General features: G+C 26.8%; 25 protein-coding genes and 1 tRNA gene. 6 read left to right on the plus strand and 20 right to left on the minus strand.

What is annotated here, in order from left to right; all coding sequences use genetic code 11:
- Positions 1–40: 40 nt before the first annotated feature.
- The gene (glsA, locus tag ACYQ1T_RS00395; RefSeq protein ID WP_459830703.1) at positions 41–958 is read right to left on the minus strand and encodes a glutaminase A; all 918 of its coding nucleotides are present in this window, start codon (positions 956–958) and stop codon (positions 41–43) included.
- Positions 959–1,131: 173 nt separating this feature from the next.
- Between glsA and ACYQ1T_RS00400 the strand changes: the two genes are divergently transcribed.
- Positions 1,132–2,364 carry an aminopeptidase gene (locus ACYQ1T_RS00400; RefSeq protein WP_459830705.1) on the plus strand — a complete coding sequence of 411 codons (1,233 nt, stop codon included), beginning with the start codon at positions 1,132–1,134 and terminating at the stop codon, positions 2,362–2,364.
- Between the two features lie 64 nt (positions 2,365–2,428).
- Here ACYQ1T_RS00400 and ACYQ1T_RS00405 read toward each other — a convergent pair whose 3' ends face one another.
- From ACYQ1T_RS00405 to ACYQ1T_RS00450, 10 genes are all read right to left on the minus strand, one after another.
- Entirely contained in the window at positions 2,429–2,593 is a 165-nt protein-coding gene (locus ACYQ1T_RS00405) for a small, acid-soluble spore protein, alpha/beta type (RefSeq protein WP_459830707.1), read from the minus strand.
- A 76-nt stretch (positions 2,594–2,669) separates the two neighbouring features.
- On the minus strand, positions 2,670–3,491 hold the full coding sequence (locus ACYQ1T_RS00410) for a glycerophosphodiester phosphodiesterase (protein WP_459830709.1): 822 nt from the start codon (positions 3,489–3,491) through the stop codon (positions 2,670–2,672).
- A 157-nt stretch (positions 3,492–3,648) separates the two neighbouring features.
- Positions 3,649–4,860 carry an NADP-dependent isocitrate dehydrogenase gene (locus ACYQ1T_RS00415; RefSeq protein WP_459830712.1) on the minus strand — a complete coding sequence of 404 codons (1,212 nt, stop codon included), beginning with the start codon at positions 4,858–4,860 and terminating at the stop codon, positions 3,649–3,651.
- 289 nt (positions 4,861–5,149) lie between these two features.
- Positions 5,150–6,193 (minus strand): YeiH family protein, encoded by a 1,044-nt coding sequence (locus ACYQ1T_RS00420; protein ID WP_459830714.1) that lies wholly within the window; start codon positions 6,191–6,193, stop codon positions 5,150–5,152.
- A gap of 97 nt (positions 6,194–6,290) precedes the next feature.
- Positions 6,291–7,175: a LysR family transcriptional regulator gene (locus tag ACYQ1T_RS00425; RefSeq protein WP_459830717.1), complete on the minus strand. Its 885-nt coding sequence runs from the start codon at positions 7,173–7,175 to the stop codon at positions 6,291–6,293.
- A gap of 88 nt (positions 7,176–7,263) precedes the next feature.
- The gene (locus ACYQ1T_RS00430) at positions 7,264–7,554 is read right to left on the minus strand and encodes a hypothetical protein (protein ID WP_459830719.1); all 291 of its coding nucleotides are present in this window, start codon (positions 7,552–7,554) and stop codon (positions 7,264–7,266) included.
- Positions 7,555–7,725: 171 nt separating this feature from the next.
- Positions 7,726–9,150 carry an amino acid permease gene (locus tag ACYQ1T_RS00435; protein ID WP_459830721.1) on the minus strand — a complete coding sequence of 475 codons (1,425 nt, stop codon included), beginning with the start codon at positions 9,148–9,150 and terminating at the stop codon, positions 7,726–7,728.
- A gap of 347 nt (positions 9,151–9,497) precedes the next feature.
- On the minus strand, positions 9,498–10,814 hold the full coding sequence (locus ACYQ1T_RS00440; RefSeq protein ID WP_459830723.1) for an NCS2 family permease: 1,317 nt from the start codon (positions 10,812–10,814) through the stop codon (positions 9,498–9,500).
- A 382-nt stretch (positions 10,815–11,196) separates the two neighbouring features.
- Positions 11,197–12,198: a GGGtGRT protein gene (locus ACYQ1T_RS00445; protein WP_459830725.1), complete on the minus strand. Its 1,002-nt coding sequence runs from the start codon at positions 12,196–12,198 to the stop codon at positions 11,197–11,199.
- A 23-nt stretch (positions 12,199–12,221) separates the two neighbouring features.
- Positions 12,222–12,914 carry an iron-sulfur cluster assembly scaffold protein gene (locus ACYQ1T_RS00450; protein ID WP_459830727.1) on the minus strand — a complete coding sequence of 231 codons (693 nt, stop codon included), beginning with the start codon at positions 12,912–12,914 and terminating at the stop codon, positions 12,222–12,224.
- A 251-nt stretch (positions 12,915–13,165) separates the two neighbouring features.
- Here ACYQ1T_RS00450 and ACYQ1T_RS00455 point away from each other — a divergent pair.
- Positions 13,166–13,249 (plus strand) — tRNA-Leu (locus ACYQ1T_RS00455).
- Between the two features lie 335 nt (positions 13,250–13,584).
- Here ACYQ1T_RS00455 and ACYQ1T_RS00460 read toward each other — a convergent pair.
- Together ACYQ1T_RS00460 and ACYQ1T_RS00465 are read right to left on the minus strand one after the other, a co-directional pair.
- Complete coding sequence (locus tag ACYQ1T_RS00460; protein WP_459830729.1) at positions 13,585–13,941, minus strand: TSUP family transporter; 357 nt, start codon at positions 13,939–13,941, stop codon at positions 13,585–13,587.
- The gene (locus ACYQ1T_RS00465; protein WP_459830730.1) at positions 13,883–14,368 is read right to left on the minus strand and encodes a TSUP family transporter; all 486 of its coding nucleotides are present in this window, start codon (positions 14,366–14,368) and stop codon (positions 13,883–13,885) included. The genes ACYQ1T_RS00460 and ACYQ1T_RS00465 overlap by 59 nt, the downstream gene beginning before the upstream one ends.
- A 260-nt stretch (positions 14,369–14,628) precedes the next feature.
- On the opposite strand from ACYQ1T_RS00465, the gene ACYQ1T_RS00470 reads away from it, so the two are divergent.
- Positions 14,629–16,734 carry a sensor histidine kinase gene (locus ACYQ1T_RS00470; protein WP_459830732.1) on the plus strand — a complete coding sequence of 702 codons (2,106 nt, stop codon included), beginning with the start codon at positions 14,629–14,631 and terminating at the stop codon, positions 16,732–16,734.
- 33 nt (positions 16,735–16,767) lie between these two features.
- Here ACYQ1T_RS00470 and ACYQ1T_RS00475 read toward each other — a convergent pair whose 3' ends face one another.
- The gene (locus ACYQ1T_RS00475; protein ID WP_459830733.1) at positions 16,768–18,141 is read right to left on the minus strand and encodes an MATE family efflux transporter; all 1,374 of its coding nucleotides are present in this window, start codon (positions 18,139–18,141) and stop codon (positions 16,768–16,770) included.
- Positions 18,142–18,393: 252 nt separating this feature from the next.
- Here ACYQ1T_RS00475 and ACYQ1T_RS00480 point away from each other — a divergent pair, with 252 nt between their 5' ends.
- Both ACYQ1T_RS00480 and ACYQ1T_RS00485 read left to right on the plus strand, forming a co-directional pair.
- Positions 18,394–18,936 (plus strand): NADH peroxidase, encoded by a 543-nt coding sequence (locus ACYQ1T_RS00480; protein WP_459830735.1) that lies wholly within the window; start codon positions 18,394–18,396, stop codon positions 18,934–18,936.
- 40 nt (positions 18,937–18,976) lie between these two features.
- On the plus strand, positions 18,977–19,294 hold the full coding sequence (locus tag ACYQ1T_RS00485) for a DUF1540 domain-containing protein (protein WP_459830737.1): 318 nt from the start codon (positions 18,977–18,979) through the stop codon (positions 19,292–19,294).
- Positions 19,295–19,345: 51 nt separating this feature from the next.
- Here the strand turns inward: ACYQ1T_RS00485 and ACYQ1T_RS00490 are convergent, their stop codons facing one another.
- The 3 genes from ACYQ1T_RS00490 to ACYQ1T_RS00500 all read right to left on the minus strand — a co-directional run bounded on the left by ACYQ1T_RS00490 (position 19,346) and on the right by ACYQ1T_RS00500 (position 21,986).
- Positions 19,346–20,119, minus strand: a complete 774-nt coding sequence (locus tag ACYQ1T_RS00490) for a response regulator (RefSeq protein ID WP_459830739.1) — start codon at positions 20,117–20,119, stop codon at positions 19,346–19,348.
- Between the two features lie 281 nt (positions 20,120–20,400).
- Positions 20,401–21,432, minus strand: coding sequence for a pyruvate kinase (locus ACYQ1T_RS00495; protein WP_459830740.1), 1,032 nt, complete (start codon positions 21,430–21,432; stop codon positions 20,401–20,403).
- Between the two features lie 122 nt (positions 21,433–21,554).
- Positions 21,555–21,986: a hypothetical protein gene (locus tag ACYQ1T_RS00500; RefSeq protein ID WP_459830742.1), complete on the minus strand. Its 432-nt coding sequence runs from the start codon at positions 21,984–21,986 to the stop codon at positions 21,555–21,557.
- A gap of 117 nt (positions 21,987–22,103) precedes the next feature.
- On the opposite strand from ACYQ1T_RS00500, the gene ACYQ1T_RS00505 reads away from it, so the two are divergent.
- Positions 22,104–22,592: a DUF4883 family protein gene (locus ACYQ1T_RS00505; protein ID WP_459830744.1), complete on the plus strand. Its 489-nt coding sequence runs from the start codon at positions 22,104–22,106 to the stop codon at positions 22,590–22,592.
- Between the two features lie 26 nt (positions 22,593–22,618).
- Here ACYQ1T_RS00505 and folK read toward each other — a convergent pair whose 3' ends face one another.
- The 3 genes from folK to ACYQ1T_RS00520 are packed head-to-tail and all read right to left on the minus strand — an operon-like array spanning position 22,619 to position 24,748.
- Positions 22,619–23,440, minus strand: coding sequence for a 2-amino-4-hydroxy-6-hydroxymethyldihydropteridine diphosphokinase (gene folK / locus ACYQ1T_RS00510; protein ID WP_459830745.1), 822 nt, complete (start codon positions 23,438–23,440; stop codon positions 22,619–22,621).
- Between the two features lie 10 nt (positions 23,441–23,450).
- Positions 23,451–24,260 (minus strand): dihydropteroate synthase, encoded by an 810-nt coding sequence (gene folP, locus ACYQ1T_RS00515; protein WP_459830747.1) that lies wholly within the window; start codon positions 24,258–24,260, stop codon positions 23,451–23,453.
- Positions 24,261–24,274: 14 nt separating this feature from the next.
- A complete protein-coding gene (locus ACYQ1T_RS00520) occupies positions 24,275–24,748 on the minus strand; it encodes an HD domain-containing protein (protein WP_459830748.1) in 474 nt (157 codons plus the stop codon).
- Between the last annotated feature and the right edge of the window lie 5 nt (positions 24,749–24,753).

The following is a 24,753-nucleotide window of genomic DNA, read 5'->3' on the forward strand; positions in this document are numbered from 1 at the left end:
AAATCATACTATTTTTTATAATAGTTTAAGATATTAAAATTTAAAAAATACTTAAGTCTAATTCTTCAGATAAATCTTTCATAAAATGAAGTCCAGCTATGCTATTACCTTTTTCGTCTAAAGATGGTCCAAATATTCCTATACCATATTTTCTTGGTACTGTTGCTAAAACTCCCCCACCTACTCCTGATTTAGCTGGTATTCCAACATGAACAGCAAATTTTCCTGAAGCATCATACATTCCACATGTAACCATAATAGTTTTAACTATTCTACAGACTTCCCTTGACATTAATCTATCATCACTCCATGGAGTAACACCATCATTAGCTAAAACCGATCCAAACCTAGCTAAATCTATAGCTGTAACCTCAATAGAACATTGCCTAAAATATAAATCTAAAATTTCTTCAACATCACCATCTAAAATACCAGTACTTTTCATAAAATAAGCTAGAGATCTATTTCTATCTCCTGTAGCTTTTTCTGATAAATAAACTTCTTCATTTACAGTTATATTAGGATTATTTGTAGCTAGCCTTAAAAAATCTAATATTCTAGCAAATTTCTCATCCTTTGTTTTTCCATCTATTAAGGAAGTTGTAACAATAGCACCTGCATTAATCATAGGATTATATGGTCTTCCAGAATCTCTAACTTCTAAGTTTACTATGGAATTAAAGCCCATACCTGTTGGTTCAACATTAACCTTTTTAAAAACATTTTGTCTTCCGTTATCTCTTAATGCTAAAATTAATGTAACTACTTTAGATATACTTTGAATAGTAAACTTTTTATCACATTCACCTGCATAATATTCTTTACCATTTAAATCTACTACACAAACACCTAAATCATTTGGATTTGCTTTTAATAATGCTGGTATATATGACGCTACCTTTCCATCTTTTCCATATATCTTATTTCTATCAACTAATGTATTTAATAAATTAAACATTAATATCACCTCTCACTATCTTTAGTATGCTCAAAACTTAAGTATTTCTATTATAGTTATATTTATTGTTATATACAAGGGAAAATATACCTAAAATATTTTCACTAGACTACTTTAGAAAATTATGTAAAAATGGATATATTGGTTATAATATAAATCTAGAGGTGATATAAATGAATATAGAAACAATGTTAAAAAAATATGCAACTTTAACTGTTAAAAAAGGAGTAAATGTACAAGAAAATCAAACTGTAATTGTAAATTCTCCAATTGAATGTTCTGATTTTGCAAGAGCAATTGCTGAAGCTGCTTATATTGCTGGAGCTAAAGATGTAGTAGTACATTACAGTGATCAAAATTTACAAAAAATCCGTTTAACTCATGCTTCTAATGACACTTTATCAAATGTTCCAAGTTGGGTAGTGGATTCTTATACAACTTATGCTAGAGAAGGGGCTTGTGTTATTTCTATCTCTGCTTCAGATCCTGATTGTTTTAAAGGAATTCCTATGGAAAAAATATCAATTATGCAAAAGGCTCGTCAAATAGCACTTGAAGAATATTATTCATATTCTATGTCTAATAAGATAAGATGGACTGTTGTTTCTGTTCCAACAGAGGCTTGGGCTTTAAAGGTATTTCCTAATGAAAGTGCTGAAAATGCAGTAAGTAAACTTTGGGAAGTAATTTTTAATGTTGTAAGAATTGATAAAGATGATCCTGTTAAAGCTTGGGAAGAACATAATAAAAACTTTAAAGAAAAACTTAAATTTTTAAATGATTCTAAATTTAAAAAACTTCACTTTAAAAATAATATAGGTACAGATTTAACAATTGAACTTCCTGAAAATCATATTTGGTTTGGTGGTTCTGAGGATTGTGCTAATGGTATAGAATTTAATGCTAATATGCCAACTGAAGAAGTATTTACACTTCCTAAAAAAGATGGGGTTAACGGTGTTGTTAAGTCCTCTAAACCTTTAAGCTATGGCGGAAATTTAATTAACAACTTTTCACTAACATTTGAAAATGGTAAGGTTATAGATTTTTCAGCTGAGGAAGGTTATGATGTGCTAAAAAAACTTTTAGATAGTGATGATGGTGCTAAACATTTAGGAGAAGTTGCACTTGTTCCTTTTGATTCTCCAATTTCTAATTCTAATTTAATTTTCTTTAATACACTTTTTGATGAAAACGCAGCTTGTCACTTAGCATTTGGTAAAGCATATCCTATATGTATTGAAAATGGTACAGAAATGACTAGCGAAGAGCTAAATAAAAATAGTGTAAATACATCTTTAATTCATGTAGATTTTATGATTGGTACTTCTGACTTAGAAATAATGGGATTTACTAATAATAAAGATGGTATAAAATTATTTTCTAATGGTAATTGGGCAATTTAATAAAATAATAAATTAAAATAAAAAATGCATTTCCATATGAAATGCATTTTTTTATTTTAAAATTCTAATTATTATCTTTAGCTCTTAATTTATTTTTTCCAAGCTTTCTAGATTCCTTTGAATAACCAACTTCATCTGCTGTTTCAACTTGCATCTTTTTTACTTCTGCTTTTGTTTTTTGACTTGATTTTTTATTATCTTTAGAATTTTTATTATTTTTATGAGACATAAAAACACCTCCTTTGCTTATATATATTTTTAGCTTATAAAGTGTTTTTATTCTAACTAATTTTACTTATTTACCCTTAATATTCCTCATATATAATGTTATCACAATTTAATTTAGCTTTTTCATAATCAGCATTGCTCTTAATGGTCCAACCAAGTACTGGCACACCTTTCTTTCTTTGCTTTTCTATAAATGATTTAGGCAAATAATTTATGTCATAAGAAATAAATGCTGGCTTACTTTCAAAATTTAATAAAAGGTTACTTAAAATAAATCTTTTATAAGGTTCCATATCTGAATCATATAATCCTCCTGATAACTGCCCTCTTATAATTTCTGGTGCATTCTTTCTAAACCATGAAAGTACATATGGATTAAATGCTTGAATTGCCATTTCACCTTTATAACCTTGTATAATCTTATAGACCTCAGCCTCTATTTCACCTACTTTTCCTTCATTTTTTATTTCTATTAAAACAGGGACTTTTCCATCTACTAATGTTAATACTTCATCTAAAGTCGGAATGTACTCCTTAGTTCCAAGCAATTTTAAATCTAATAGATCTATATAATTTAAATCTGATATATTTTTAGAAATTCCAGTCATTCTTGTTAACTCATAATCATGAAAAACTACAACCTTCTTATCCTTACTTAGTTGTACATCGAGTTCTATAGCTACATTATTTTCGACTGCCTTTTTAAATGCAGACAAGGAATTTTCAGGAATCCCTTCTTTATTATTATATAATCCTCTATGCGCTATTTTTACACTTTTGATCCAATCTATATTTTTATTTTCTACTAATTCACATTTTCTCATATATGAAATAGTAAAAAATAAAGTAACTATCACTACTATTACTATAGCTATAATACTTATAATTTTATTTCTCATAATATCCTCCTATACCATATCATAAGTTATAGTCTTTTAATTGGCATATTATTTTATTCATATTTTCACATAAATATTTTAACATATTTTAGCAAGTTTGGGATAAAATTTTAAGGTATAGCTAATAAAATTTAACTATACCTTGTATTTTATAACTTTAAATATATAAATTTTCTAAGTTTACTCTTATTTTTTTTATAAATTCAAAAGAATTCACAACTTTAATATTTTCTAATGATGATAATGATGCTAGATCCTTTGTCATAAATCCATTATCTATAGTACATAATGAAGCTTTTTCTAGATTATCTGCAAATAATTTTAATTCATTAATGTTATCTAATTCACCCCTTTTTCTTAAAGCACCTGACCATGCAAATATCGTTGCAATAGAATTAGTTGATGTTTCTTCTCCTTTTAAATGTTTATAATAATGTCTTTGAACTGTTCCATGAGCTGCTTCATATTCATAATTTCCTTCGGGTGAAACTAATACCGATGTCATCATTGCAAGGGAACCAAATGCAGTTGCAACCATATCACTCATAACATCTCCATCATAATTTTTGCAAGCCCATATATATCCACCTTCTGATTTTATTACTCTTGCTATTGCATCATCTATTAGTGTATAAAAATACTCTATACCTACTTCTTTAAATTTATCCTTATACTCATTTTCAAATATTTCTTTAAAAATATCCTTAAAAGTATGATCATATTTTTTTGATATAGTATCTTTAGATGCAAACCATAAATCCTGTTTACTATCTAATGCAAAATTAAAGCAGCTTCTTGCAAAGCTTTCTATAGATTTATTTAAATTATGCATTCCAAGAACTACACCATTATCTTTAAAATCATGAATTAATTCTCTTTTTTCTTCACCATTTTTACCTGTAAAAACAAGTTCTACCTTTCCTTCTGATTCTATTTTCATCTCAACATCTTTATAGACATCTCCATAGGCATGTCTAGCTATTGTTATTGGCTCTTTCCATGTTCTTACATAAGGCTTTATAGAGTCAATTAAAATAGGTGCTCTAAATACTGCTCCATCAAGAATTGCTCTTATTGTTCCATTTGGACTTTTCCACATTTCTTTTAAATTATATTCAGTAACTCTATCTGCATTTGGAGTTATAGTTGCACATTTCACTCCTACCCCATATTTTTTAATTGCATTTGCAGAATCAATAGTAATCTTATCATTAGTTTTATTTCTATATTCTAATCCTAAATCATAATATTCTGTCTTTAAATCAACAAACGGTTTTATAAGTTCTTCTTTAATCATGCCCCAAAGAACTCTCGTCATTTCATCTCCATCCATTTCTACTAATGGTGTTATCATTTTTATCTTTTCCATATTTTTGCCCCCTTTATATGTTTAAATATTACAACACTATAATTATACCTTAATAGTAATATCTTTACAATTAATTTAAGAAGTTTTTTGTCCATTTTTGAATATTTATATATCTAATCTTTCATTTTTAAAAGTAATTCAATTTTTCTTACATATAAAAAACCTCCTCCTCACTCTCATAAATCCTTTTAATTTCAATAAAGTTAATCTATTAAATAAAAAACGAGATGAATTTCCTTCAAAATCCATCCCGTATAAATGCAAGTTTTTTTATACATAATTCATTTCGTTACTTTATTAAAAGTCTAATTAATATTATTGCAAATATTATTTGACACCCACCTACAAGTAATCCATATAACATCGCCATTGGTCCTTCTTTAATTAGATCTCTAATTTTAACACGCATTCCAATACCAGCTAAAGCTATAATTTCAAAATTACTACTTATCCATTTAAACGCCTTTGATATAAAGTCTGGAATAATTCCTATAGTATATAGAATACAGACAACAAAAAATCCAGTTATAAACCAAGGAATATTAAGTCTCCTTCTTTTTTTAATAACTTTTTCCTTACAAGCATCTTCTTTTATATTTTCTAAATCTAGCGTTTCTACTTCTGTATCTTCTGGAAAATTAATTTTTTCATATACTAATACAACAACTACTATTAATATTATTCTTATTATTTTAAAAACAGTTGCTAATTTAACAACATCATCACTTACAAATTTTGCAGATCCAATTACTTGCCCTACAGATTGAAGTATTCCCCCCATCATAGCGGAAGTTTCTAATGTTGAATTATTATATAAAGCCGCTGTTATAAATGGGAGTAAAATCATTAATATAGTACCAATGACATTAACAATTGTAATTGATATTACTTTATCAGAGTCATCAGCATTAATAACAGGTGCTGTTGCTCCTATTGCAGAGGATCCACAAACAGAATTTCCTGATGACATTAATAAGCAATATTTTCTATTAAATTTAAGCTTTCTTCCTATTATGTATGTTATAGTCATAGTTAATGACATTTGGATAATTATAAAAATTAATCCATTAAAACCTAACTGAAGTATTTCTGTTAAATTTAAATTAGCTCCCATTAAAACAATTGAATAATTTAAAAGATCTTTTTCTGCAAACTTAGTTCCGTTATCATACTTTTTATTATGAAACAATGTATTTCCTGCAACTATACCTATAAAAATTGCAAAACTAGCAGCTCCTATTGTACTAAATTGCTTTCCTAAAAACTCAGAAATAATACCTATAATCAAACATATCGTTAAGCCTGGTAAAACTTTTTTTACCTTTTCTAGCATATACTCTCCTCCATACATCTATTTTAATCTATATCAAGATTATATATGTTACACATCGAAAGGTAAAATACAGTTTTTTTATAATATTAATAACTTTTTACTTATAAGAACTTTTTATAAACTTTATAAATTCATTTATATTATTTGAAATATATTTATCTTTGTGTTGTATAAATAATAAATCTCTTTCTATTTTGCCACTTTCTAATCTAAATATACTTAAATCACCTAATATCACTTTTTCTTCAATCGCTCTATATGAAATACAGCCTATCCCTAAGTTAGCTTCAACAGTTCTTTTAATAGCCTCTGTATTTCCTAATTCCAAAAACACATTAAATGGAATTTTATTGTTTTTTAAGTAAGCTTCTATAACCGCCCTAGTACCACTACCTAATTCTCTCATTATAAATTTTCCATTTGATATATCATTGTTTTGTACAACTTTTTTATCTTTAAATTTATGACTATCACCACATATAAATACTATTTCATCTTCCCAAATTTTTTCAGTTATTATTTCATCAGAGTTTATATTTCCTTCTACAAAAGCAAAATCAACTTTATTTTCTAAAATTAACTTTTCTATATGATTTGTATTTTCAATTATTAAGGAAATTTCAATATTAGGAAATTTCTCTGAAAAATCCTTAATTATATCTGGTAAAATATAAATTCCTATTGTAGTGCTTGCCCCTATTACTATTTTTCCATTAGAATTACTTTTAAAATCTTCAATTGTTTTTATACCTTCCTCATAAAGATTTAATATTCTTCTAGTATAATTTAGAAAAACCTCTCCTTCATGTGTTAAATATATTTTTTTGCCAATTCTATCAAAAAGTTTTGCCCCAACCTCTATCTCTAATTCACTTATACTTTGGCTTATAGATGGCTGGCTTATGTACATTTCCTTTGCTACCTTAGTCATATTTAAATAGGTAGCTGTTTCATAAAAAATTTTTAACTTTCTAAGATTCATAGTTCCTCCCCTATATTCTAAAAACAAGATATATTTATTATAATATAAAAAAACTCAGCAAGTGCTGAGTTTTATAAATTTAACTATTTTATTTATTACTAATATCCTCAAAATCTACATCTATAACTTCATTTACTTCATCATCTTGTATAGAATTATTATATTCATTTTTAATATATGTATTATCATATAAATCTTCTCTATTATACTCACTATTATTTTTCTTTTTTGAAATCATATTTTTTATTTTTACAAATAAATAGATAGCAATAATAAATGGTAATGCCCAAAATAATAATTGAATTGCTAAAACAGCAATTAATCCAATAATTAAAACTCCACCCACTATATATAACCCAGTTTTAAATCTATTACTCATATTCATCTACCTCAATCTCGTTATTAGTTTTATATTCCTTTGTCCTTATTATACTACAATAATAAATGTTTTTCAATAAGAGATAAACTATATTTCATAAAATAGTTTTAATTACCCTTTGTTACTTTTTATAAAATAAGAGTTATCAAAATTTGATAACCCTTATTTATATTAATTATTATTCTTCTTTGCTAACTTAGGAAGTATTAATCCAAGTCCTAGTAATACAAATGGTGTAGCTATATTAAGAGAAATCTGGAACCACCACTGTGATGAATAAGTATCAACTCCTCTTGGGAACATACCCATTATACATGCAAAAGCTGTAAATATAAAACACCAGACACCTAGTACTAATGCAATAGTATCATTCTTAACAAATTTATAATCTGATGCAAACTTTCCTTTAAGCTTTTTAAGCATTATAAACGCTAAAAATACCCATAGATATCTAAGTGGCATAACAACTGAATTTAACTTTAATAGCCAATCAAATAAAGTATTCATATCACCAATACCTAAAGCTGGCACTATTATTAAAATTCCAACTAATACCATAGTCATATAATATCCATTTATTGGTGCGCCATATTTATTTGTTTTAGCTAATTTTTTAGGTATATATTTTTCATCAGCATCTGCTAGTAAAACTTTTAGAGGTGCATCTATTGAAAATACTAAAGCTGATATTTGTGCTAGAACATTTGAAATTGCATAAATAACTAAAAATAATTTCCCTACTCCATAATATTCACCTAACATTTGGAATGCATAATATTGTCCATTCATCATAAGATCCTTTGGTATATTATCAGCATTAAACATCATCCCCATTGCAACTGAACCAAGTAATGCTGAAATTGCAACCATTGCAGCCAATATAATCATTCCCATTGGAAATTCTCTACTAGGCTTATTCATATTATTTACATATGGCGATATCTTTTCTGCTCCACCTACTGCAAATACTAACATTGAAAGAGTAGTAAAATATGCAAAATTAAATTCTGGCATTATACTATCAAATGTAATATTGGTTGTTGCAGGCTCTATTCCCCTTATAGCTGGTGCAGCCATCATTAGTACTATATAAAGCATAGACATTACAAAAACTGCTATACCTGCTATAGTACCTATCTTTTTAAGAGATGTTACTCCTCTTGATGCAATCCATAAAAATAGTAAAAATACTGCTAAAGTAAGTCCTTGAGCTGCTAAAGTATTCATATTCTTTATTAAAGTTCCATCTTGCTTTACAGCCCAACCAAGGGCAATAAGAACTGATTGTGGCTTTTGAGCTAAATATGGAATATGTACTACCCAATAAGTCCATCCTGCAAAATATGCAAGAGTTGGACCCATAGTTTCCCTTATCCAAGTACTTACACCACCTTTTCCATCTTTAAAGGTTGACCCTAACTCTCCAACCATTAATGCATAAGGAACAAAATATAATGCAATTATTAATACCCATGATACAATTACAGTTAATCCTTGATTTGCAAAGTTGTTAACTACATTTCCAAATCCCCAAACAGATACAAAGGCCATTAATGCAAGATTATACCATCTAATTTTTTTATCATCATCTGTCATAAAACTAGTCCTCCTAAAATATATATTTTAATTCTTTAATAAAAGATAATTTCATTAATCATTTTACCAATTCGACACATTTTCGACAACTATTAAAGTTATTAGAGTTTCTTTATATTGTCATATTATAATTTCATTATAAATTTCATTGTTAACATGGTATTTTTATGCTATATTTTGTAATACATTGATATAATGCCCTGAAAAAACTTATTATATTCTTTTATTTCATCTTAGTAAATTAGCTAGTTAAATTTCATAAAAAAAGAGTCGTTAACGAAAAATGATTTACATATCTTTTCGTAACAACTCCTATTTTATATTTATTTTTTTAATCTTATATAGTCCTATATTAAAAACTTAAGAACAAAAACAGCTCCTATTATAACAGTTGTAATACTTATATCTTTTACTCTTCCTGTAAATAACTTAATAAGTATATATGATACTACCCCAAAAACAATTCCATCTGAAATACTATATGATAATGGCATCATTATTATTGTAAGAAATGCAGGTAGAGCTTCTGTCCAATCTTCTAAGTTTATTTCCATTATCGGTTCTAACATAAATAATCCAACTAAAACTAGTGCTGAACATGTTACAGCTGGTGTAATTACCCCAAATAATGGAGCAAAAAATAAAGATAAGGCAAACATAATTGCTGTTGAAACAGCAGTTAAACCAGTTCTTCCACCTTCTGCTACACCTGATGCACTTTCAACAAAAGTACTTACAGTACTAGTACCTAAGCAAGCTCCTATTGTTGTTCCAACAGCATCTGCAAGTAAAGCTTTATTAATATTTGGTACTTTACCATTTTCATCAAGCATTTTAGCTTTTGTTGCAACACCTACTAAAGTTCCTATAGTATCAAACATATCCATAAACAGTAGAGTAAATAAAACTATTACCATGTCTAATGAAAATATATTATGCCACTCAAACTTCATAAATACAGAACTAATTGATGGTGGTGTACTAATTACAGCTTCTGGTAAATGTGTAATCCCCATTGGAATTCCAATAATTGCAGTTATAATCATTCCAAAGAATAAAGCACCTTTTACTTTTCTAGCCATTAAAATACCAGTTATAATTATCCCTATAATAGCAAGTAATGCTGGACCTTTCGTTATATCTCCTAAAGAAACTAAAGTTCCTTCTCCTTTAACAACAACTCCAGCTCCTTCTAATCCTATAAGAGCTATAAATAATCCAATTCCAACTGAAATTGCTTTTTTAATATTATTAGGAATCGAATCTACAATAGCTTCACGAACATTAAATATAGTTAATACTATAAATATTAATCCTTCTAAAAATACTGCTGTTAATGCAAATTGAAATGAATATCCCATTTGTAGAACAATTGTAAATGCAAAAAATGCATTTAAACCCATTCCTGGTGCTTGAGCAAATGGTAACTTAGCATAAAGTCCAGTTAATAAAGTTGCAATTACAGCTGAAACTGCTGTAGCTGTAAAAACTGCCCCACTATCCATTCCTGCTGCTGAAAGTATTGATGGGTTAACTATTAATATATATGCCATGGTCATAAAAGTTGTAATCCCTGCTAATATTTCAGTTCTAACATTTGTATTATTTTTTGATAATCCAAAGTAATTATCAAGTAAATTATTTTGATCAGATAAATTTTTCATATTATCCCTCTTTCGTATATATTTATAAATCACTGAACTATAATACAACATTTTTCGATAATTTCCAATAGCAAATGCGAATATTTTCCCTATTTTTTAAAATATTTTTTGTGATAATATTTACATATATAATATCAATATAAAAAAACACTGAAAATATTCGTATTTTTATAATAGTTACCTTCTCTACTCTAACTAGTATAATAAACTTATTTCTATTATTTATTCTAGCTTCTTATTTATAAACATATTATCAAGCATAGTAAATCCACTACTTAAACTATGTCTCTCCTGATATTCTATAAAATTATTCATAAATTTACTTTCAGTATAATTTCAAAAAAAATCTGTGTAAGTAAATACTTACACAGATTTTTAAAAATTACTTGTTCATTGCTTCTTCTATAGCAACTGAAACTGCAACTGTAGCTCCAACCATTGGGTTGTTACCCATTCCGATAAGACCCATCATTTCAACGTGAGCTGGAACTGATGATGATCCTGCGAATTGTGCATCTGAGTGCATTCTTCCCATAGTATCAGTCATACCGTATGAAGCAGGACCTGCTGCCATGTTATCTGGGTGAAGAGTTCTTCCAGTACCACCACCTGATGCAACTGAGAAGTATTTTTTACCCATTTCAACACATTCTTTTTTGTATGTTCCAGCAACTGGATGTTGGAATCTTGTAGGATTAGTTGAGTTACCAGTTATTGATACATCAACTCCTTCGTGATGCATTATAGCAACACCTTCTCTAACGTCGTCTGAACCGTAGCACTTAACTGCAGCTCTTGGTCCGTTTGAGTAAGCTTTTTCTCTTACTATATTTAATTTACCAGTTGAGTAATCAAACTTAGTTTCAACATATGTGAATCCATTAATTCTTGAAATTATATAAGCAGCATCTTTTCCAAGACCGTTTAATATAACTCTTAATGGTTCTTTTCTTACTTTATTAGCTTTTTCAGCTATCTTTATAGCACCTTCAGCAGCAGCAAAGCTTTCATGTCCTGCTAAGAATGCGAAACATTTAGTTTCTTCTCTTAAAAGCATAGCTCCTAAGTTTCCGTGTCCAAGACCAACTTTTCTATCGTCAGCAACTGAACCTGGAATACAGAAAGCTTGTAAGCCTTCTCCGATTGCTTCAGCAGCATCTGCAGCCTTTGTGCAACCTTTCTTTATTGCTATAGCAGCACCTAAAATGTATGACCACATAGCATTTTCAAATGCGATTGGTTGAGTTGACTTAACGATTTCGTAAACATCAATACCCTTTTCATCGCAAACTGCCTTAGCATCTTCTATTTTAGTCATTCCGTACTTTTCTAGTACAGGAGTGATTTGATTAATTCTTCTTTCATAACTTTCAAATAATGGCATGATACTTGTCCTCCTTCAACTTATTATTCGTGTCTTGGATCGATAGTTCTAACTGCATCGTCAAATCTACCGTATTGACCTGTAGCTTTTTCCATAGCTTCGTTAGCATCCATTCCCTTAGCAACGAATTCCATCATTTTTCCTAAGTGAACAAATCTGTATCCAATGATTTCATTGTCAGCATCTAAAGCTAACTTTGTAACATAACCTTCAGCCATTTCTAAATATCTTGATCCCTTAGCAACTGTTCCGTACATAGTACCAACTTGTGATCTTAATCCTTTACCTAAGTCTTCAAGACCAGCTCCTATTGGTAATCCACCTTCTGAGAAAGCAGTTTGAGTTCTTCCGTAAACAATTTGTAAGAATAATTCTCTCATAGCTGTGTTTATAGCATCACAAACTAAATCTGTGTTTAACGCTTCTAAAATTGTCTTTCCTGGTAATATTTCTGAAGCCATAGCAGCTGAATGAGTCATACCTGAACATCCAATTGTTTCAACTAATGCTTCTTCTATTATACCATCCTTAACGTTTAAAGTTAATTTACAAGCTCCTTGTTGTGGTGCACACCAGCCCACACCATGAGTTAATCCTGAAATATCTTTAACTTCTTTAGATTGTACCCATCTTCCTTCTACAGGAATCGGTGCTGAACCATGGTTAGGTCCTTTAGCAACAACACACATTTCTTCAACTTCTCTTGAATACATCATATTATTGATTCCTCCCTAATTATTAAATAGTTATAACTTGTCCTATTAACTGTAAAGTTTATATGTAGACTATGTATAACTGGGTCAAAATATAACCCACTGGGTTAAATTTATCCTATATTTATAATAACAGATGTATGAGCTCCTAACAATATGTTCATGTAAAAAATTTAACTTTTATGGTATAAAAATTTATATATTGATATTTTACTCCTCTTTTGGTATAATATTTTTATATTAAATATACATTTGTCGGCATGGCGGAACTGGCAGACGCACATGACTCAAAATCATGCGGTTTTACCGTGAGGGTTCGATTCCCTCTGCCGGCACCAACGTTTAAAAGAAATGACTTTATCACTAGATTTAAATATCTTTTGGTAAGGTCATTTTCTTTTAAATTAGTATATTTACTAATACTACCCTTAAGTAAAAATAAACTATTAAATATTTTAATAGTTTTATTTTGTATTTATATTGATATTATTATTTTGCACTATCTATTAATAAACTTATCCAAATCTAAATAATAAATTTATCTAATTAAATAAAGAATCTCATAAAGTTTTAACTTAATAAAATTTATTAGATTCTTTATTTTTAATATATAATCATTTATAACTTTTCTTAAACTATTTATTGTTTTATAAACTACCTTTCATTATTTATCTTAAATATAGGCAGCTAATCCATTATAAACATTCAATACAATAACTAAAATTAAAACTACTTGATAAACTTTAAAAACTATTTTACTAGATAATTTACCACTTAGCATTGCCCCTGTAAAACCTCCAAATATAGCTGCTGGTATAATAAACCATAATATTGATAAATCAAACATTCCATATCCTGTAGAAAATTTAATTGCTAATATCTTTGCAAGTTGAGAGAAAAATATAGTGATAATAGAGTACACTGTCGCCTCTTTTACTTCTATTCCAAAGCATAGCATAAGTAAAGCAACATTAATAGGTCCTCCTCCTATCCCTAGTAAAGTTGATATAAATCCTAAAAAATATTCCAATTAAAATATACCACATTAAATTTTTAAGATTTAAAGACTTCCACTTGTATTTTGTATATAATAAAGCAAATACTAAAGTGATAATCGTTATAAGAATCTGTATTATTTGTACTTTTTGCTCATTTTTAAAAAAGTATAAAAACTGCTCAAAAGTATAATTTCCTACTATTCCTCCTAAAACCGATCCAATCGATACTAAAATTGCCATTTTTATATTTAATGTTAATTTATTTTTTAACTGTCTTAAAGTAGAAACAATTGACATTGTAAAAACAGCTACACTTGAATAAAATGATATAGCTGCTATTGAATGAATGCCTAAGGCATCCATAACTGGTTTTATAATAACTCCACCTCCCATACCTGAAATGGCTCCAACTGTATTAGCGATAATAATAACAAAAAAATAAATAATTCCTGTAATCATTTAGTTATATCCTCCTCTTGTTTAATTAGAAATCTTTTATTTATATCCACTATTCCTATTAAAAATAAAACAATACCATTCTATACTTATATCCCTACATAAATATTATAAATCATTTTACAAACTATTCCATATATATATTAAAAATATATTTTTTACTTTAATTTTATTTTTTACCTTTTAAAAGTTTAATAGACATTTATAGTAAATTATAGTAAAATTTATTATTGTGATTATTTTATCTAAGGAGCGTATATGTCATGCAAACCTATGAAATTAATACATATAATTTTAAAAACTTAATTACTAAGGTTGCTTTTACACCTAACTCGTATATAAATATTGATGAATTAAATTTAATAATAAAAAATTCAAAATCTTTTATAGCAAATAAAAAAAATAATTCTTATAAAGATTTATATTTAGCTAATTTTTTAATAGGCATTTGTAATCTTTCTTTAAAAAATCTAAAAACTGCAATTAATAACTTTACCACTTGTCTTAATATTGCTAAAAATTTAAATAAAGATTACCTTTTAGGTTGCACATACACAATGTTATCAATAAGCTATATTGAAATTGAAAACTTTTCAAAGCATAATAAATATTTTAATTTAGCAGAGGAAATTTTACATATAAATAAATATAATGAAGAATTGCTTTATTTATATGTAAAAACAATCATTTTACGATTTAAATTTTATGATGCAAAGAAAAATATATCTTATTATATGGAAAAAGCATTGAATTTATTATCTGAAACACAATGTGAATATTCTGCACAAGCTTATATGGAACTAGGTTTTATTTACTCTACATATTTAAGTTCTGATAGTTATTCTATAGAATTATTTACTAACGGACTTAATCTTGCTCGTAAATATAACCAAAGTAATATAGAAGTTATGCTACTTTATTATATTGGAACAAGACATTTTGGTCTTAGTCAAAATTCACAAGCACTTATAACTTTTAATAATCTTTTAAAAGACTATAAAGAAAATTTATCTACTACAATGAAATTATTAATTTTTATAGAAATTATTGAAATTTATCTTGAGGATAAAGAAAACCTATCTTACGTTAATAATCTTATAAATAATATCGAAAGTGAAATTTCTACATTATTAACTTCTGATAAAGAAAGCTTTATTGCAAAAATACTACTTCTTAAGGCTAGACTAAATTTAATAACTAAAAATGAAGATTTCTCTTATACATTAAAACAATTAATAAGTGCAAATACACTTTATTTAAAAAATTTAACTTGTTTTAAATTTACTCACTTTGATTATTGGCTTGAGATGACTTTTGGAAATTTATATTACGAAATGGAAGAATATAAAACTTCTCTGCTTCGTCATAAAGGTGCCTTAGATTGTGCAAACAAGTATGAAATAAAATATAGAGTAAATTCCTATACTAAAATTTCTAATGATTATGAAGCTTTAGGAGATTATAAAAATGCATATTTTAATATGAAAAATGCTAACAATTTACTTAATTATGTAGAACATAGAGATTTAATAGATGAATATACTAAAATATATAATGATTTTCAACAATTAAAAGATCACGATAAAGATAAAAATGATTTTTTCACTAATTTATCTCATGAATTAAAAACACCTATTAATTTTATTAATTCATCTATTCAGCTTTTAAATAGTTTTAAAAATTCAGATTGCAGTAATTTTAAAAATCATTATTTAAAATATGAAAAAAGCATTACTAAAAATTGTTTAAGAATGTTAAAGCTAGTTGATAATTTAATAGATATAACTAAAATAGATTCTGGTTCTGCACAATTAAGTGTTGTAAATTTAGATATAGTATCTTTTGTTGAAAGTTTAATAGACTCTGTAATCCCTTTTGTTAAGTCTAAAAATCTAAATATAGTATTTGATACAGAAATTGAGCAGATATATACTGATATAGATCTTCTTGCATTGGAAAGAATTATATTAAACTTACTTTCAAATGCAATTAAGTTTACTAATTCAAATGGTAATATAACTATTAGTATATATACTAAAAATAAAACAATAAATATAACTATAAAAGATGATGGTATTGGAATCCCAATAGATTTTCATAAACATATTTTCGAAAGATTTTCAAAAGTTGATAAATCTCTCTCTAGAGAAAAAGAAGGAAGCGGACTTGGTTTATATCTAGCAAGCTCTTTAGTTAAAATGCATAACGGATCAATATCAATAAATTCTGAATATACTGATGGTTGTGAATTCATTGTTACTTTACCTATTATAAATAGTGGTTTATATAGCTTACAAAATACAGATAACTTCCCTATTAATGATCAAAGAATATTGGCAGAGCTTTCTGATATATATGAACTTTTTTAATAGAAAAAGGCTGCTAAAATAGCAGCCTTCTTTCTATATAACATTATGAATCCACTTATAACTTTTAAGTCTTATAATTGAAATTATAAATTTACAAACCTCTTCTAGAGTAACCATTAATAGTACTATATATATTGGCAACCCTAAAATACCTGCTCCTATAAATGCCATAGGTACTCCTATTCCCCACATTGTAAATGCCTCTGTCTTCAATGCAAATCCTGCATCTCCGCCCCCTCTAAATACACCAACTATTAAAACTAAGTTTACAACTCTTATTGGGTAAAATAAGCTATAAATTCTTAATATTATTATTGAATTTTCTTTTACAACATCTGAAACATTAAATAGCCCTAAAATCGGTCTTGCTAAAAGTAGTACAAGAAGTCCAAGTAATACTCCTATGATAATAGAAAGTATTGCAAATTTCCTTCCATATCTTTTGGCCGATTCTTCCTTTCCTGCACCTATTTTATTACCTATCATAACAAGAGACGCACTCGCCATACTAAAACAAAGAACAAAAAACATATTTTGTATATTATTAGTTATTTGTACTGATGCTATTGCCTCTGTTCCTAACTTTCCATAAGCTATTGAATAAAAAAATGTTCCAAGCCCCCAACAAGCTTCATTTAAAACTACTGGAATTACTGACTTATATATATTTATAGCAAATCTTCTATTAAAGTCTATATATTCTTTAATACTTCCCTTTAATACATGATTAAACCTTACTTTTATCATAATAAAAATACATTCTATAAATCTTGCTATTACAGTTGCAACTGCTGATCCTGCACATCCCATAGCTGGAAATCCTAACTTTCCAAATATAAAAATATAATTTAATACTATGTTAGTTATTACAGCTATTGCACTTATAATCATTGGAGATTTTGTATCCTCCATACATCTTAAAGATGTTGCAAATGTAAAAGTAATTGCTGTAGCTATATAACTTATACTTACTATTGATAAATATTTTGCTGCTTCTTTTATTACAACTTCATCACTACTAAATATCCCAACTATTAGTTTAGGAATTATAATTGCAATTAAAGTTGATATTATTGCAATTATAATAACTGTAATACCACCAAGTCCAACTACTTTTTTTATATTCTCCTTGTCCTTTTTTCCCCAATATTGAGAAATAAATATACTACATCCACCAGTTGTCCCAATAACTATTAAATTAAATAAAAACGAAAATTGATTACCTATTCCAACAGCTGCTACCTGTTTATCTCCTAACGCTCCAACCATTAATACATCTGCCATATTTAGTGAAGATGTTAAAATATTTTGTATTACTATAGGTAGTGCTAATACAAATAATGTTTTAAAAAATCTAGAATCATTAAAAAAATTTGATATTCTATTTTTCATGTATACTCCTTTCAAAAAATAATAACCACCTTGAAGATTTTCAAAGTGGTTACTTCTCACTTATCTAATAAATAATTTTAATTATTTATTAGACTATTATTTTTATTTTAATTATTACGATTATATCTTTTTATATTATTTTTTTCAATATTATTATTTAAATTTAATTATATAAAACTTTAAGTATTTTTTTTTACTAATAGCAAATACTTAATATTAGACTTTTATTTATGGTCAAAATTTATTTATACTTAGGAGGATTACCCAATGAAAAAATTTGTTTGTACTGTTTGTGGATATATCCATGAAGGAGATACTCCACCCGAAATTTGCCCTGTATGTAAAGTAGGTGCTGATAAGTTTATTGAAATGTCTGGTGATATGCAATGGGCTGATGAACATAGAATTGGAACTATTGATAGCTTAGATTCTGAAATACTTGAAGGATTACGTGCTAATTTTACTGGAGAATGTACAGAAGTTGGTATGTATCTAGCAATGTCACGTCAAGCAGATAGAGAAGGCTACCCTGAAGTAGCTGAGGCTTATAAAAGAATTGCTTATGAAGAAGCTGATCACGCCTCTAAATTTGCAGAACTTTTAGGTGAAGTAGTTGTTGCTGATACTAAAGCAAATCTTAAAGCAAGAGTAGAAGCAGAATTTGGTGCTTGTGATGGTAAAAAGAAACTTGCTACTTTAGCAAAGCAAAAAAACTTAGATGCAATTCATGATACAGTTCATGAAATGTGCAAAGATGAAGCTAGACATGGAAGAGCCTTTAAAGGATTACTTGATAGATACTTTAAATAAACTTTATAAAAAATAATTTGTTAAAAAGGAGATAGTATTTATGCAAAAAATTAATTGTAATGTCAATAATTGTTCACATAATAACTCTGGAATCTGCTATTCAAATAGAGTTGATATAGGTGGTAAAAATTCAAATAGTGATTGTGCTACATGTTGTGGATCTTTTTTAGATAAGCAACTTTATAGTGATTTAACAAATAATACTTATAGTGCTGGAGAATGTGATTGCTTAGTTTGCAAGGTAGAAAGCTGCGCTCATAACTGTAATAATCTATGTGATTTAAATTCTATAGATGTTTCAGGAAATAATGCAAGAATATATAGTGAAACTAATTGTTCTAGCTTTGAAAAACAATAAAAATAAAGGATAGAAGCTATTTTGTTTCTATCCTTATTTTTTATTATTCAGTTATTTTCCCTTTAATGATTTTATTTCTTTTTGAAGCATACATACCCTTATATGTGATTTTAACTTAGCTATAAAAATATCCTCATCTACAGGTTTTATAATAAAATCGTCTGCTCCAGAATCTAATATTTTTGCTAAAGTCTTATTATTATCTAATGATGTAACAGCTATAATAGAAGCATCTATATTATCTCTTCTCACTTTTCTAATAATATCTTTTCCAAACTCATTTTTTAATATAATATCTATTAAATATATATCGTATTTTTTTTCACTATTTATTAAGGCCTTTCCTGATTTAAAATAATCAACCTGGTCTATTCCGTATTTAGTTAGAATTTCTTTTTCTATTAATGTTGCAAATGCATTATCTTCTACTACAGCTATATTAGCATTTTTCAGAGCCTTCATATATTCATCTTCTCTAAAAATAGTATCTATATGTTTTTTAATTTCATTTTCTAAATCATTTTTCAAAATATATTCGCTTATTCCTAAATTTATTAATTCTTTTCTTTTATCATCTACATTATCACTTGTTACTATAAAAATAGGTATATTAAATTTTTCGTTTATGTCTTTAACAAACTCTTCTATTACTCCATCTTTAGAATATAGAGCCGTTATTATTAAATCAACATTTTCCTCGCTTAAAACTTCATTTGCCTCATTAAAAGTTTCTACTTGTATGTATTTATATCCCTTTTCTTCAACTATTCTTTTTACTAATTTACTAAAAAAACTACTTTGTTCTATATGTAATACACTATACATATCCCTTCTCCTTTTTTCAACATCTTTACTTATATATCGTTCTTTTTTATATTTTCTTTATATATTTTTTATTCTATATATATTTTTTTATATAAATTTGAATATACTATTAATTTCATAAAAAATACAGAGTACTTTAACTTAAATAGTTAGTTACTCTGTACCTAATATATTATTTAATTACACTACTCTCTTATAAGCTTCAATCATTATTAATATCATTACCACTCCTAATATTATCCAAATAATATTTATTATAATTTCTTTTTTGCTTATATCTTTCATACACTTTTTTCCTTATCTATTTTATAATAATTAATTATTTCATTGAAAAAGTTAATAGTTTTTATAGGAACCTTACCAATAGATGTTTCTCCTGCTAATAAAAAACCATCTACACCCTTATTTATAAATGTATATATACTTTCAACTTCTGGAAATGTAGCTTGTTGACCATTTTTCATACTATTTAAAAGGTGTGTTGCTATAATTGTTTTTTTATTATTTTCAACTAAAAATTTTATTGCTTCATATTCTAATTGAACTGCATCTAATATACCTGACTCTGGAACTAAATCTCCTCTTCCTATAACAATAGTATCTGTTCCTTGTATAATTTCCCTTAAATTTTTTATTCCCTTAGGAGTTTCTACCTTAGCCCATATTTCTGGCACTTTGACTTTTAACTCATTTTTTATATATTCTTTTACTATATTAATTTCATTTAAACTTTCTACAAATGATTGACAAATTATATTTATATCATTATTTATTGCCCACTTTATATTTTCTTTATCTTTATCACTTAAATAATTTTTATTATGCTTTAAATTTGGTATATTGCACCCCTTTCCTGCTCTTATTATTCCACCTTTTAATACTTTTGCATGTATTAACCCGTATTTCTTTCCTAATACTTGAAAATTCATTGTATTATCTTTCATTGATATATTACTTACATTGCTTTTAAGTAAATCATCTGATTTTAATGTTAATGGAATAAGCTTCATATCATTAAGATTATTCCTATCTATATTTTTATAAAAATCTTCTCCACAAAAATATATTTCTTGTCCATTATATATCTTATATATATATGCTAACTCCTGTGATACTCTTATTTTTCTACCACATAAATCAACCATTATATGTATATCCTTTTTTATCTCTTTTGCCCAGTTTATTATATTTTTAAATTCTTCATCATTAAAATGAGAGCAATTTAATCTAAGTATATCTACTCCATTTCCTATAAGCTCTTTTAAAATCCACTTATCATATGATTTAGGTCCTATTGTTGCTATTATATGCATATTATCTTCTCCTATTATTACTAACAATTATTTTTACTATCAAATTTATAGAAATATTACTATAAAACAAAATAAGCTTGTGATTTTTATATATAATCACAAACTTATATTTAATAACTCATTTAAATATCTATTAATATATCTACAATACTATCTATATATCTTTCCTCAATTAATCCTATATCCTCTTTAGGAATTCTTATATATAATGTTGGTGCATTAATATTTTTAACTAGATATAAATGTGTACCTACATCATATATAATTTTCTCATTTTTTAAAGATAATAGTTTTTTTATCTTTTCGCTACATATTTTTGATAAATTGTTATCATCATAGAATATTTCATATTCAAGAAGCTTATCTTCAAATTCCATACACAAATAGAAATCTACATTAGTAATATTAGCAAGTAAAGTTTTCCTAAATACTAATTGCCCTTTATTACTACTAGCTTCTTGAGAAAAATCTACAATATAATGCCCACTATCTTTCATCCGTTCAGATATGGCTTTTAAAACATTTAAATTATTTATATCTATACCGTATTTCATTTATCCCCCAAGGACAATTATTTTAATTCATTGTATTCTCATCTTATACAAAATGTTCTAAAAATAGATTTTAATGAATAAATTTATAAAGAAATTGTTGACCTAGGAGGTTTTATAATGAAGAGATATTTAAAGCTAATTATCTCATTACTTTTAATATGTATTTTGCCTGGTTGTGCTCTAAACAAGCCTCAATACATAATATCTAAAAATAAACCTAATGATTATTATTATACAAGTGAAATTTATTCTCGTCTTATGAATAAAAAACCGTATACTATTAAGATTTTTGATTTAAATGTTTATAAATATTATGATGTAAATCCTGAAGAGCATAGTATTATATTAGAATTTATAGATTCTTTAAATAATGATAGCTATGGCAAAGAAATTGATGAAAATATTACCCCAAGATTTAAAGTAATTATTGAATTTAGTGATGAAAAATTTATAATTAATGCCTATAATGATGAAATGATTTCTATACATCCTTGGGATGGGGTTTATGATGAAGATAAAATATCCATGAAAGGTGTAAAAGACTATTATAATATTTATAAATTTTGTGAATATATAGAAAAAGTATCTAGAGGTTTTGAAGGTTAAAAAAGCTGCTAATTAAGCAGCTTTTTTTATTGTCTATTTTTATTTTCTTCAAAAAGTATAAATACTCTCTTATTTAATACTGGATGTAATACATATGGTGCTATTTCATTTAATGGCTCTAAAACAAAGTTTCTAAATTCCATTCTTGGATGTGGTAATATAATATCTTCATCACTAGATATTATATTATCAAAAAATATTATATCTAAATCTATTATTCTAGGTCCCCATCTAATTATTCTTTCTCTTTTCATTTCAGATTCAATTTCTAATAAAACCTTCATTAATTCTCTATGAGAAAGTGTTGTGTCTATTTCCATAGCTCCATTTAAAAATTCTTCTTGATCTTCATATCCCCAAGGTTCAGTTTTTATTAATGAAGATACTTTTCCTATTTTAATTTCTTTATGATTTCCAATTTTATCTATTGCTTCTCTAATATTTTGTAGTTTGTCTCCAACATTGCTTCCAAATGATATATAAGCCTTATGCCAACTTCTTGTAATTTCTATTGCTGCATAATCCAAATGTCTTCCAATAGGTGCCCATGGTTTTTTTAGAGTTACCTTTACCTCTTTTACTACACTATAATTATAAAGAATAAATTCCGCTACTTTTTCAGCTGCTGTTTCAATTAAGTTATGACTTTCACTTTGAAACTCTTTTTCAATTTGATGACATAATTCTCCATAGTGAACTGATTTATTTAAATCACCTTTTTTTCCTGCTTCAGATAGATCTAAAGTAAGTTCTACACATAATATAAATTTTTGACCTAAATTTTTTTCTTCTTGGAAAACACCATGATTCGCAAATATTTCAACGTTTTCTAAATATATTTTATCCATAACTATTATCTTACTCCGCTTTAATTATTTTGTCTGTCATTATACATGCTCTTTTATTTTCTAATACATCATGAACTCTAATAAAATTACAGCCTTTCATTATTCCCATTACAGTTGTTGCAATAGTTCCCTCAAGCCTATTTTTAACATCTACATCTAATGCTATTCCAATCATTGATTTTCTTGAAGTTCCTAAAAGAACCGGGTACCCAATTTCAACAATTTTTTCTAAGTTATTCATAACAATTAAATTTTCTTCGTAGCTTTTAGCAAACCCAATACCTGGATCTAAAATTATATTTTCACTTTTAACTCCAGCATCTAAAGCTAAATTTATACTTTCAATTAAATCAAGTTTAACATCTTTTATTAAATTCATATAATTATTATCTTCTCTATTATGCATTAAAATACATTGAACATTATATTTAGCTGCAACCTTTGCCATTTCTTTATCCTTTTTAAAACCCCATATATCATTTATAATATCTGCTCCTGCTTTTATAGCCTCTTCTGCAGTTTTACTTTTATAAGTATCTATTGATATAGGAATATCAATTTCCTTTTTTATTGCCTTTATAATAGGAACTACCCTTCTTATCTCCTCTTCTTCAGATACATAATCAGCTCCTGGTCTTGTTGATTCTCCACCTATATCTATAATATCAACACCATCTAAAACCATTTGCCTTGCCCTATTAACTGAAGCTTCTAACTCATTGAATTTCCCACCATCTGAAAATGAATCTGGTGTTATATTTAATATTCCCATTACTAATGTTCTTTCATTTAAATTATATTCCTTATTACCAATTCTCATTTTTATTCCCCTTACTAATATTTAATATCTAAGTTTTTTTTCTCTTTATTCCACTTACATTCTTTAGATGCATTGCACATAAAACAATTTCTTGATAACTTATCACTTTCATATATTATTTTAGCTAAATAATTATTTCCTTCATTTCTATGACCTTCTATACATTCTATTATTAAATTTTTTTCTATTTCATTAAAATCTGTTTCCTCTAATAAATTCTTAGCTAAAGCTACACTTCCAATATGATGTGGCGTCCCATCTTCATACTCTAAAACTCTTCCTATATCATGCAATAATCCAATTGCATATATAACTTCTTTACTACACTTAATATTTTCCTCAAGAACTCTTATATATGCAATTCTAGATAAATCTAAAAAATGTTCTATATTATGTTTACAAAATATTCTATCTTCCTCATACTTATTTAACTTTTCTATAAGATCTTTATATTTTTTATTATGAAGAATTTCATTTACTTTATTCAAAGTTA

Source organism: Clostridium carnis (assembly GCF_054657435.1).